Below are 13085 nucleotides of genomic sequence, written 5' to 3'. Positions count from 1 at the left end.
CGAATACGTCTTGTTAGCGTTAGCTGACTTTTTGCTGTGCAATGGGTTCACCAAATAAATGACAGTTAGAAAAACGTTGTGCTTCGATTTGGCGCAACTGAGTTTCTGTTTGTCTACACATTGGTGTCACTTGAGAGCAGCGAGCTTGAAAGCGGCATCCTTGTGGAATTTCTAATAAATTCAATGGATTGCCCGGTATTCCCGTTAACTTGGTTTTTGGCCCTGTTAACGGTGGGAAAGAACTGCCCAAACCTTGCGTGTAAGGATGGAAAGGGTTTTCCAGTATTTGTTTAGCTGGCGCTACTTCAATCAGTTCGCCTGAATACATAATTCCGATGCGATCGGAGAACTCAACCATCAAGGATAAATCGTGGGTGATGAATAAAATCGAAAATCCAAACTCTTCTTTTAGGGCGTAGATTTTTTGTAGTATTTCACGTTGCACCACCACATCCAGCGCCGTAGTAGGCTCATCCATGATGATCATTTTCGGGTTGAGCGCTAGCGCTATCGCAATTACCAAGCGTTGACGCATACCGCCAGAGAACTGGTGCGGATAGTCACTCAGACGGCTAGGGTGAATGTCGACAATTTCCAACAAACCTTCAGCGCGTTTTAGTGCCTGTTTGCGGCTCATTGTTGTGTGGTGCATAAGCACGTCACAAAACTGCTCAGAGATTGGCAATACTGGGTTTAGGGCATTCATAGCACTTTGGAATACCATCGACATTTCATTCCAGCGAAACGCCTGCATGCTTTTGTCGCTGTATTGCAGAATATCTTCACCGTTAAAGATGACTTCTCCGCCAGTGATAAATGCAGGTGGCTTATGTAAGCGCATCAGTGAAAATGCTACGGTGGATTTACCACAGCCAGACTCACCGGCAAGGCCAAATACTTCACCCGGAGCAATGTCAAAGCTCACGTTGTTACACGCGCGAACATCACCGGCATCAGTAATGTAATCTACACACAGATTACGAACAGAAATTAGTGGATTACTCATGATTGTTCTCCGTGTACTACTTGACGGTTTGCGAGTTCTTCTGGTTGAGGTTTACGTGCATTTTTATCTTGCGTGGCAAGCTTCTTCCAGCGACGCATTCCTTTGTGAGAGCGAAGTTGCGGGTTAGCAATTTCATCAACCGCAAAGTTAAGCAGTGCCAGTCCTGTGACCAATAAGGTTAAGGCCATACAAGGGGCTAATAGCTCCCACCATGCACCGATAAGCATTGAAGATGAGGTTTGTACGTTGTACAGCATGATGCCCCAACTAATGGTGTTTGGATCGCCCATACCTAAGAAGGAAATTGTCGCTTCCATCATTACCGCGTACATGACTGAGCCGATGAAACTCGCACCTACAATGGAGATTAAGTTAGGTAAAATTTCCACAAAGATAATTCTAAATGAAGACTCACCCAGCACTTCTGCCGCTTTTACGAACTCTTTTTCACGTAGTGCGAGAGTTTGCGAACGCACCACCCTCGCTCCCCAAGCCCAGGAGGTGAAACCGATTATGAGGGCAATGGTTAGAGGCCCCGCTTCTCCGATAAAGGCCGCTACCACAAACAGTAATGGATACTGAGGGATGACCAACATTATGTTCATGGCCGCGGTGAGAAATTCATCCACTTTGCCACCAAAGTAACCGGCAGAAACCCCGATAATAGTGGCTAAGAAACACACGGTTATTCCCGCGCCAAAGCCAACGGCCAACGATACGCGTGCACCATAGGCAATTTGCGCCCAGACATCACGGCCCATACGAGTTGTGCCAAGGGTATGCTCTGCATCTTTTGACATGCGTAAGGTACGCTTGTCATCAGCAAGGTTGGTTGCAATCCAACCATCAGGGTTATTTTGCGCCGCTTTTACTATCATGCCTGGATACTCGTGCGGATTACCGGTACGTTTATCGGGTGCATGTTGGGTAATGAGAGGCGCCGCCAGTGCGATAAATAAGAAAGTGCTTAATATCACCACTCCGATCATCGCCACCGTATTGCCACGAACTAGCTTTAATATATTTTTCATCTTATTTACCTCCCTTACGTAGGCGAGGATCTAACAGCACATACAGCATGTCTGCGAGTAGGTTAAAGAACAGCATGAATAAGGTCATGATTAACAATTGCCCTTGCAGTACTTGGTAGTCACGAGAGGTAATTGCGTTAAATAGGACCGTCCCTAGTCCTGGGTAATTAAATATGATTTCGATGATAAGCTGGCCACCGATAGCCATACCTAAAGACATTGAAAGTGCGGTAACACTTGGCAATAGTGCGTTGCGTGCCGCGTAGTTAAATACCACTCTGTTTTCGCTCAGGCCTTTGCCTTTTGCCATAGTGATATAGTCTTCAGAAAGTAAATTGATCATGTTGTTACGCATGTTTACTAGGAATCCGCCAATCTGCACCAGAGAGGCACAAGCCAGAGGTAACACCGCGTGGTAGGCGACGTTTTTGATGAACTCCCAGCTAGTCCAATCCGGAGTGACACCGGCGGTATAAGCGTAACCCGTTGGGAACCACTTCAGGCCAATAGCGAAGATAAACATCGCGAGCATGGCAATAACCACCTGTGGTACTGCTTGAACAATAAGCATGCCCGGAGTGATAAAGGTGTCGTATTTGCTACCGCGTTTCCATGCGGCAAAAATGCCAAGAATGGAACCGATAGAAAACGAAAGAATAACGGCGGTTCCGGCTAGGAATAAAGACCAGCCAAAAGCACCACCAAGTAATTCATTCACACTTAACGGATAAAATTTAATAGAGGTTCCTAGCTCCCAGCTAAGAATGCTCTTCATATAAGTGAAGTATTGAACCCAAAGCGGACCATCAACGAAACCAAGCAGTTGACGCATTGCTTCGATACGTTCTGGAGTCACTTGGGCTGTTGCGTTAGCGAACATCATGGTAACGGGGTCACCGGGCATTGCTCGCGGAATAATAAAATTGATAGTAGCGGCCACTAACAGCGCTATAAAGTAGAACGACAAACGTCTTAGAAAATATCCCATACCTACACCTTAACTATTCGATTTATTGTCCATATATCGAATAAAATCCACCCGTTGAGTGAAAGAATCCCTAACGCAATCGCGTCATAATTATTGTTAACTTTAAAGGGTAATATTGGCGCACCCGAAGGTGCGCCTTTAGAGGTCAATTACTTGACAGGTTTTAGGTCAAGTACGTGGAGTAAGCGCTCAGGGATACCGGCCCAAATGTTTGGACGACCTTGTGCGTTATCTTGAGTCCACCAACCCGTGAATCGAGTTGTGTTGTACTGATAGTTGCTTGCACCAGATAGAACAGGAATCGTTACTTGGTTCTCAGCAATGATGCGCTGAATGCCGTGTGCGATTTCTAGCTGCTTGTTCTTATCCGCCGTTTTGTAGAAGCTGTTCAGTAGGTTATCTAGCTCAGCATTCTTGTAGAAGTGCATTGCAAAGCGAGGCATGCCGCTACCTTCTTGCAGTGCTGAGTTATAAGCACTGTTCCAGTACAAGTGTGGATCTGCACCGTGGAAGTAGTTGGTGTAAGCCACGTCGTATGTTGCATCTAGCATTGCTTGGTTGTATACCGCAAACTCAGGAGTACGAGCGCGAGACTTGATGCCCACTTCGTTTAGCTGCTCAACCGCAAGCTGTACTGTGTTGTTGAAGTCAGTCCAACCATTTGGCGATTGGATTAACAATTCAAATGACTTACCTGATGGAGTTTCAACAAAACCATCGCCATCTGTGTCTTTGAAGCCAGATTCTTTTAGAAGTTTCTTCGCTTCTTCTGGGTTGTAAGTATTGAATTTTTGATACTTCTTATGCACGTTCTCGTCAGACCATGCTTCAAATGCGTAGCCAAGACCTGAACCGAAGTCATTGATAGTACCGGCACCGTAGAATGCGATATCGATGATAGTTTGACGGTCGATAGCCATACCCATTGCACGACGGAAGTTCACATCAGTTAATGCTTCATTCTTAGCTGGATCTGGGTTTTTAAAGTTAACTACCAGTGATTGAGTGCCTGCTGGCGGGTACCAGTAACCGTGATTAGGGTTCACAGCTTTGTAGGTACGGTCGATGTCAGGGATAAACGCCGAAGTCCAATCTAGCTCAGAGTTAACGATTTTGCTTAGCAACTGGTCGTTGTTAGCAATTTGTGGAACACGTAGACAATCTACATCTAGGTTGTCTGCATCCCAGTAATTAGGGTTCGCACACTGGATGTAAAGTTGCGGGGTAAAGGTATCAATTTCAGTGAACGGTCCAGAACCAACAGGGTTTTCGTTGGTGAAAGAAGTAGGATCTTTCACTTTAGACCAGATATGTTTAGGTACTACAGGAACTTTAGAGATTTCGTATGGCACATTTGAGTTACCTTCCGTAAGAACGAAACGTACTTCATGGTCGTTTACTTTTTCTACTTTGCTTACCCACTTGTTGATACCTGTTTGGTCCAACGCGGTATTGTTCTTAATTAGTTCGAAAGAGAAAACAACATCATCTGCTGAGAATGCTTTACCATCTGACCATTTTACGCCCTTGCGGATATCAAATGTGACGCTTTTTAGATCATCTGACATAGCAAAGTTTTCAGCTAGACGCATAACAGGGGTGTTACCGTGCATCTCATTGAAAACAACTAGAGGCTCATAGATGAAGTCAGTGGTAGTACGAAGATTCGTAGCTAGATAAGGGTTGAAGTTGCGGACCATTGTTGGGTAAAAATCCGGTACGATAGTCAGTTCCGATCTTGCGATTGCTGGAGCTGATATTGCGGTGGCCGCTGTTGCGATTACTACTGTAGCAAGAGCTGTTTTTTTTATATTAGCAAGCATGTTATATCCTTTGTCTCTGTTTGCTTATTATTATTAAGTAACCAAGTTGATTACTTAGGTTACGGCTTTTACAGTGCCATCCAATGACTCTATCTTTTTACTTATAGGGTGCGATGTATCTCTGAGAACCATTGGTTACAGCTAGAATTATCTTTCAAAGTAAAATCGTCAATTTACATTCCCGTCAAAAACGTTAAAACCGCACTGATTGCTGTTAAAAACGTTAAAATAATTATATTTTCAACATATTGCATATTGATGCTATTTCTTTGAAATTGTCTTTTTTGCCATCTTATGTGAGTGCTTACTATCTTCTTATCTTATGTATTAAAGAGTGGTTGCTGATTTTGTTAGTTGGTGTGACTTTACGAGGAAATGAAAGTACGACTTTATTTTTTGGTTAAAAATACAGCGTACAGTTTGTTGTGAGTGTGCTCGCATATTCAAGCAAAAGAGCAGTTACAAACGACTTTTAACAGTGAATTGGTCTGATTTTGCTAAGAGATTGGTTCTTTTTTCAGCGTATAAAAAAAGAACCAATCGCTTATTGAGGGGGCAATATTGTCGTTGAGGTTATTGCGAAACGATATGTTGTAGTTGCTCTCGCAGCTCTAGCAATTGCGCTCGTTGCGCATTGTCGTTATCGCTATTGGCTAGGATAAAGTCTAATGAATTGAGTACCGTGCGCCAGCGAGGCGTTTTAGGTAAGGTTTCAACTCTTAGGTATTTATCCAAGGTGCGAGTTTGCAGGGTGCTTCTGTCTAAATACACTCGCCACAAGCCACTTTGTTCAGCAAAAGTAAACTTGCTATTGCCTTGATGGCTGTCCCAATACTCCAATGCACTCGACATGCAATCCACCAGCAGTTGACGCATATTTTCCTGTTTGCTTTCTTTGTCATAGTGCATCATTTTCACTAAGCCAGAGAACTCATCTCCAAGCTCTTTGAGCTGTTCTAGCTGGGATTTATCTCCGGCAAAGGCGTAATTGGCTAGCGCATCTAATGCGACCTCTAGGTTGTTGATTCTTTGGTTTGCTTCATCTGGGCTAAAGTTAAAGATGATCATACCGCGAAGCCCTGTTTCTAGGGGCAGAGTAAAGATATCACTGGCGATGACTTGCTTGGTTCCACCGACGAATAAATCAATATTAACGCTGCGATGTGGCTGATCAAATTGCAGATATTTTGGCGCAATAAACTCTTCTATTTGCGAACGTTTTATCTGTTCACTAGAGCGTTTAAATAGGTCTATGGCGGTTTTATTGGCAAAGGTTATCTTATGGCTTTCATTGATGCAGATAATCGCCTCTGGGGTGCTTTCTAATTGCTCGAGCAATTTCGCTTGGGTTTCCAGTAGCAAGGACTCAACTTTTTCCCTTTGCATTAATTCCGCGTTTAAGGATTCATTCTCTTGCTTACGCTCCTCAGAAAGGCTGGCATCAATGTGTACTTGAATACGAGCAGACAACTCTTGTTTATTAAAAGGTTTGACCAAGTAGTCGTTAGCGCCACATTCAAAGCCTTTGATCTTATCCTCATTTTGCCCAAGCGCGGTGAGCATAATGATCGGAAGCTCATTATAGGAATACAGCTCGCGTAAGTACTTACACACCTCAAATCCACTGAGCTCTGGCATCATGATATCGAGTAATAAAATATCAGGTTTTTCTTGCGCGATGATATCGAGCACCTGTCGCCCATTGGTAGCGCTAATTACGCTATAGCCTTCAATGCGTAAAAAGCTTTCCAACACTTTTAAATTAACCGGCTCATCATCGGCAATTAACACTCGTTTCCCGTTGCTGTTATTGAGCTGAGGCTGTGAAGGCTCTTCAAATAATATATCTTCACGGGTGTAGTGTACGACCTCGCGATTACTATCAAAGGCTTGTAGTTGTTCTTCATTGGCCAGCGGAAGGCGCATGGTAAAAGTGGTACCCAGCATAGGCTGACTGCTAACGCTAAGCTCGCCATGCATGATTTCTATTAACTGCTTACTGATGGATAAACCTAATCCAGTGCCTTGATGATAGCTCGCTGAATGTCCTTGAATTAGAGGTTCAAAAATATGCTCAAGATCGTCTTTATCAATGCCGTGTCCAGTATCGATCACTTGCACTTTTAAGTAGTCACCATTGGGCTCGGCGGTCAAAATGATTTTGCCCTCGTTGGTAAACTTCATCGCGTTACCCACGAGGTTATATAAGATTTGCTCTAACCTTTGCGGATCGGCACTGACCATAGGTAGATCATCATCAATTTGATTGATAATTCGCACCGGTTTTTTATCAATTAAATGCTTAGAGAGCTCAATCACCAATTGTGATGTTAAAGCCAGAGATACCGCCATCGACTCAAGCTTTAATTGTCCGTACTGCATTTTGTGATAATCCAAAAGATCATCCACTAAGTTCGACAGTCTATGTCCACTATTGATGATAATTTCTAACTGATAGCGCTGCGCCGCAGGAATGCTGCCATGAGCTTCACCTATGATGGCTTGCGCAACCCCAATCATGCCATGTAAAGGGGTGCGTAATTCGTGAGATGTAGTGGCAAGAAACTCATCTTTTAATTTATCAGCTCTTTGTAGCTCTTTGTTTTGAATAGCAATGGTTTCTAAGTTGTAGGCGAGCTCTTTGTTTTGTTGATGGATAAGATCAATCTTTTCTCGAATCGAACGCTGCATGCGCTCAAAGCTAATCGCCAGACGACCTATTTCATCTTCATGCTCTGTTCCTTCAACGTGCTCGTTAAGATCACCAGTGGAGATGCGCTCTGCGGTCCATGCCAATTTGAGTAACGGACGAGTAATGAAATTCGATAGGTAGTGCGAGCAAACAACAATACCGACGGTTACGCTCAGCACTATCAGTAAAAAGATAGAGTAGAGTTTATTGACCCGAGAAAAGGCGATGTTTTCTGGTGTCTCCGCAATAACCGCCCACTTTAAATCGTGAATATAGAGAGGCGAGTAAGCGGCAATCATGCTTTGGCCTTTAGTATTGGCATAGGTTTCAACTTGACTGATCCCTTGCAGTGCCTTGGTGGTGATAAAACTGCTTTTCTCTACGTTTTTAGCTGTGGTTTGAGTCAATAATTTTTGCGACTCATCAAGCAATAAGATGTTGGGATAATCGCTGCTGGTATTGTCAATCAGATGCGTTAAAGAGGAGAGAGGCAAGCGGAAAAACGCATAGCTGTGCAGGTATCCCTGTTGCACGATAGGCGCGGCAAACCAAGCCACTTTTTTATTCTCTTTGCTGTTGGAGTCTTTGGCAAAATCGCTCATAAGTACAATATCATTATACTTATCGAAGGTATTTTTATTGGTTTCTACGTAACTCTTTAAGCGTTGAAATAGCACGCCTAAGTTGCTGTTTTTATAAGGGCCAGTATTTAAATTGGTGGAATAGTAATTATGTTTTTGTACTGAATAGGCGACATTACCATCGAGATCCACTAAGGCAAGATCGTCGAAATCAGAACGCTGTAACAGACTTTGATAGGTTGAGTGGTAGCGAGTATGTAACAGCTGGTAGCGTCTTACACTAAGGTAATTGCTGTTCTCTTTGGCGGTTTGCGCATTGACCTTATCTCCAGAGCCGGGAATGTATTGTTGCTGACCAATTAGCCGAGATTTCTCAATATCAGGGCCAAGGCGTCTAAAAGAATCAATCAATCCGTAAAAACGACCACCACTGGCATAAGCAAGTTCGGAATGAACAAAACCAATGACTTCAGAGTCTAGGTTTTTTACGTAGGCGGTTACTTGAGTGGTGGTGCCATCCCTCATCGAAGTTAAATAGGTTTTGCTCTGCTCTTGAAGATCTTCAATATGGGATTGAAGAAAAAAGAAGGCAATGAGCAGCATTGGAGGAAGACTAACCAACAAAAAGGCACCCATTAAGGTACTTTTCAGTCGTTTAAACTTTGGTCGAGAGCGATGTTTTGACATAAGGTACGGATTCAGGCCCTGATAATAAGATCACCATTGCTGAAATGTACTAGCCAAATAAAGTGAGGCAAGCAAACGCTTAAAAAAGCGTGTTGCCTCACACAGTTTTATTTATTTCGTTGCGTGATAGATTGCGAACTTATTGGTTTTATTAATGGTGTCGCAGTTGCCGAACGCATTTTCAATAATTGGCGGGTATTTCAAAAAACTATTAGCAACAATCAGTAACTTACCTGTGTTGGTAAGATGCTTGGGCGCATCTTTTAGCAGGGTTTCTGTGGCGCTGTAACTGGTATCTAGCCCCGAATGAAAAGGGGGATTACTGATAATGAATTGATAGTCAGTGCTGACTTGTGAGTAGACATCGGTGGCAAATACTTTGCCTTTAACACCATTGGCTTCTAGTGTGCGCTTACTTGATTCCACAGCAAATGCGCTCACATCGCACATTTCTAATTCGATGCTTGGATTTTGCAGTGCCATTGCCGCGCCGATAATGCCTGCGCCGCAGCCAAAGTCTAATACTTTGCCGCTAAGTTTTGGTAAGTTGGCTAGCAGTAGTTTAGTGCCTAAATCAAATTCACCATGGCTAAATACGCCCGGTAAACTTTGCACTTCTAAAGATAGCCCAGCTAATTCCACTGGATAAGACTTGAAGTAACTGTCGACATTAAAGTGTTGTGGCGGTGTTTGGCTGACTCCGGCATAAAAAGAGCAGCGTCTGGCTGAGTCATACTTAGTCATAGGGCCAAAGTTGGCGAACATTTTTTCAATGCTCTTTACTCCAGAGCGGTTTTCGCCGACCACGATTACTTCTGTTTCTGGTGCGAGTTTGCTGAGCATCATATCCAATAGATATTGCGCTTCGCTTTTGGCTTTTGGCCAGTACAGTAATAGTAAATTAGCATCGTTAGCATTCTTAAATTCAATGCCAAACTGACTGTCTACGCCAATACCTTGCATCTGCTGATGGTAGCCATAGTGGGTGGTAAATACGGTGACCGATTCCGCATGTTGCAGCAGTTGTTTTGGAAACTGATCTTCAGCTTCACCTGCGATAACGATGCGTTTACCTGCAAAGTAAGCAAGTTGACGTTCGGCGATTTGACTTGGGGCGGTGTAGACACTCATATTTTACTCTTACTAGTTGTTATCTTGCTTATCAAGGAAGTCGTTAAACTCCTCTTCATACATGGTGAACAGTACCATAGTAATGGCGAAGATCAGCGGGCCGTAGATTAAACCAATTAAGCCGAAAACATGCAAACCGCCAAGCAAAGAAAAGAAGATCATTAAGGTATTCATGCCAGCGCTGCCCTGCATCAGCAGCGGACGCAAGATATTGTCGATAGAGCCAACCACAGCCACAGACCAGATCAATAGGAATATTGCCCAGCCAGTATCGCCAATTAATAGCAAATACAAACAAGCTGGAATCCAAATCAGCGCGGTGCCGATGACAGGCACAAACGAGGCAAAGCCCATCATGGTACCCCAAAATAGGCCGGGGAAGCCTACAAGCCACATGGCAAACCCGCCTGCTACACCTTGCGCTATTGCGGTAAGAAATGACCCCATGACTGCTGATTTAGAAACTTTCTCTATTTCATCAAGCAATCGGTCTTCTTGAGAGCGTGATAGCGGAATGATATGACGCATGGCAGAGATGATTCGCTCATGATCGCGAAGCAAGAAAAACAGCACAAATAGCATCAAACCAAAGTTCATCAAAAAGCTAGTGGCACTGCCGACCACAGAAGCGCTAATACCAACCAAGTGCGTACCAAAGGAACTGGCAAGTTCGGCAACCTTTTGCGCAATTTCAGCAGGGTCTAAGGTATCAAAGGGTAGGTAGCTATTGGCAAAATTAAACATTTTGACGATAAAGGGTTGCGCGAGCAGATCTTGTACGCCGCCGTCTGATACCCAGTGGTACACCCCTTGAGAAAAGGAAGAACCTTGTTGGATGATGGCGGTAAAAACCAATAGTAGTGGAATAACAATAATGACGGTAAGAATCACACACGACAAAAGCGCCGTGGTATTTCTCATAGTGGGCATCTTATTGTCTAGACGTTCATGGATAGGGAACATCAATAGCGAAATGATAAACGCCATTACAATGGAATTTACATACGGTCTTATCAAGACAAAACAAGCATATGCAAAAAACAGCAATGCGATAATTAACAGCCATTGGCTGGAGGTAAGCTGAATTCTTCTAGGCACGTTAAACCGACTACTTATTAGTGTTTGTGAAGATAAATCATAGCGTTATGCAACTTGAATCGCTACAAATAAAAAAGGAGCCTTGCGGCTCCTGTCAAATAAAACAGTAGAAGTGTTAAGCGGCTAGAGCGGCAAAACAGCGATCAGCAGCGGCTAATGTTTGTTCAATATCTTCATCAGTATGCGAAAGTGACGTAAAGCTTGCTTCAAAAGCAGAAGGGGCAAGGTATACACCTTCTTCAAGCATTAAGTGGAAGAAACGCTTAAATTGCTCAACGTCGCACTTCGCCACTTCTTCATAGCAAGTCACTTGTGCTTGGTCAGTAAAGAAGAAACCAAACATGCCACCCACTTGGCTAACCAGTAGCGGAATGCCGTGCTTGTCCGCTTTAGCTTTAAAGCCTGCGGCTAATTTTGCAGTGATTTCGTTAAGACGCTCTGCATTGCCCGCTTGTGAAAGCTGAGTCAAACATGCGTAGCCCGCGGCCATAGCAATTGGGTTACCTGACAGCGTACCTGCTTGGTAGACAGGGCCGGTTGGCGCAATATGCTGCATGACATCTTTACGGCCACCAAAAGCGCCGACAGGCATGCCACCACCAATGACTTTACCTAGAGTGGTTAAGTCAGGTTTTACCTTGTAGTGAGCTTGTGCACAGCCCAGTGCGACGCGAAAGCCGGTCATGACTTCATCAAAAATCAGTAGTGCGCCGTTTTGGTCACAGATATCACGCAGACCTTGTAGGAAACCATCAACCGGTGGAATGCAGTTCATGTTGCCAGCTACTGGCTCAACAATGATGCAAGAAATTTGCTCAGGGTTAGCATCAAACAGTGCTTGTACTGATTCAAGGTTATTAAAAGTGGCCGTTAAAGTGTGCTTTGCAAAATCTTCTGGTACGCCAGGAGAGCTTGGTTGTCCAAGAGTCAGAGCGCCAGAACCTGCTTTTACCAATAGGCTATCAGCATGACCGTGGTAGCAACCTTCAAATTTCATGATTTTGTCACGGCCAGTGTAGCCACGAGCGAGACGAATTGCGCTCATGGTCGCTTCAGTGCCTGAGCTCACCATACGCAGTTGTTCCATAGAAGGAACTAGTGATGAAACCAGCTTAGCCATGTTGATTTCAAGCTCGGTTGGCGCGCCAAAACTTAGACCACGTTGCGCTGCTTCAACAACCGCATCACGGATAGCGCTGTTGTTGTGACCTAAAATCATTGGTCCCCAAGAGCCCACATAATCGATATACGATTTATCGTCAGCGTCATAAATGCGGCATCCATCCGCTCTTTCAATGAACAGGGGAGAACCGCCTACACCGTTGAAAGCTCGTACTGGAGAGTTTACGCCACCGGGAATAATGGCTTGGGCTTGTTGATAGAGTGCTTCTGACTTGCTCATTTAGAGAATCCTTGCTTTTCGAATAGCATTTTGAGAATGACTGCATTGTAATAAATATTGCTGACAAGTCTAACGCTTGTGTCGCACTATTAGGTTAAGTACAAAGATTACAATACTTGAACACTTTGCTCAGGTATTACATAATCAGCAGATCAAAACCGCTATTTTTAGCGGCTACATCGAATAAAGAGAGGTCTCGGTGAGCGAATTAAATGTCCCTTTGAATTTTTCTGACGCAGCAGCAGCTCGCGTTAAAGTATTGATTACAGAGGAAGAAAACCCAGAACTTAAACTACGAGTGTACATCACTGGTGGTGGTTGTAGCGGTTTTCAATACGGCTTTACCTTCGATGAAAAGGTAAATGAAGGCGATGCCATTATTGTTAAAGATGAAGTGACTTTAGTGGTCGATCCTATGTCTTTACAGTATCTAATTGGCGGTACGGTTGATTATACCGAAGGTTTAGAAGGTGCACGCTTCTTCATCAACAACCCTAATGCCACAACAACTTGTGGTTGTGGAGCTTCATTTAGCGTGTGATCCCTCCCTCAGTAATGACAGGCAATTATCGGTACACTGATCTTTAGCAAAGGTGTGCCGTAAAACAATGTGGCAAGGTCGCCCGTTGGTAATTAAAAGGATTTA

At 43.9% G+C, this 13085-nt stretch carries 9 protein-coding genes; 1 reads left to right on the top strand and 8 read right to left on the bottom strand.

Annotated elements, in window-relative coordinates; genetic code table 11:
- Positions 1-19: 19 nt before the first annotated feature.
- The 8 genes from OCU38_RS10075 to hemL form a co-directional block, all read right to left on the bottom strand.
- The gene (locus OCU38_RS10075) at positions 20-1006 is read right to left on the bottom strand and encodes an ABC transporter ATP-binding protein (RefSeq protein WP_023405296.1); all 987 of its coding nucleotides are present in this window, start codon (positions 1004-1006) and stop codon (positions 20-22) included.
- The gene (locus tag OCU38_RS10070) at positions 1003-2037 is read right to left on the bottom strand and encodes an ABC transporter permease (protein ID WP_261822974.1); all 1035 of its coding nucleotides are present in this window, start codon (positions 2035-2037) and stop codon (positions 1003-1005) included. Before OCU38_RS10070 ends, OCU38_RS10075 begins: the two co-directional genes overlap by 4 nt.
- Position 2038: 1 nt before the next feature.
- On the bottom strand, positions 2039-3025 hold the full coding sequence (locus tag OCU38_RS10065) for an ABC transporter permease (protein ID WP_021712206.1): 987 nt from the start codon (positions 3023-3025) through the stop codon (positions 2039-2041).
- A gap of 149 nt (positions 3026-3174) precedes the next feature.
- On the bottom strand, positions 3175-4848 hold the full coding sequence (locus OCU38_RS10060) for an ABC transporter substrate-binding protein (RefSeq protein ID WP_261822973.1): 1674 nt from the start codon (positions 4846-4848) through the stop codon (positions 3175-3177).
- 573 nt (positions 4849-5421) lie between these two features.
- Entirely contained in the window at positions 5422-8808 is a 3387-nt protein-coding gene (locus tag OCU38_RS10055; protein ID WP_261822972.1) for a hybrid sensor histidine kinase/response regulator, read from the bottom strand.
- Positions 8809-8919: 111 nt separating this feature from the next.
- Positions 8920-9939: a 16S rRNA (guanine(1207)-N(2))-methyltransferase RsmC gene (rsmC, locus tag OCU38_RS10050; protein WP_261822971.1), complete on the bottom strand. Its 1020-nt coding sequence runs from the start codon at positions 9937-9939 to the stop codon at positions 8920-8922.
- Positions 9940-9951: 12 nt separating this feature from the next.
- A complete protein-coding gene (locus tag OCU38_RS10045; protein WP_261822970.1) occupies positions 9952-11037 on the bottom strand; it encodes an AI-2E family transporter in 1086 nt (361 codons plus the stop codon).
- Between the two features lie 115 nt (positions 11038-11152).
- A complete protein-coding gene (gene hemL, locus OCU38_RS10040; RefSeq protein ID WP_261822969.1) occupies positions 11153-12439 on the bottom strand; it encodes a glutamate-1-semialdehyde 2,1-aminomutase in 1287 nt (428 codons plus the stop codon).
- Between the two features lie 199 nt (positions 12440-12638).
- Between hemL and erpA the strand changes: the two genes are divergently transcribed.
- Entirely contained in the window at positions 12639-12980 is a 342-nt protein-coding gene (gene erpA, locus OCU38_RS10035) for an iron-sulfur cluster insertion protein ErpA (protein WP_023405304.1), read from the top strand.
- The last annotated feature ends 105 nt before the right edge of the window (positions 12981-13085 follow it).

This window comes from Vibrio neonatus (assembly GCF_024346975.1).
Classification (GTDB): Bacteria; Pseudomonadota; Gammaproteobacteria; order Enterobacterales; family Vibrionaceae; genus Vibrio; species Vibrio neonatus.
The sequence above is the reverse complement of the archived record's forward strand: the minus strand, read 5'-3'. Positions and strand labels throughout refer to the sequence as shown.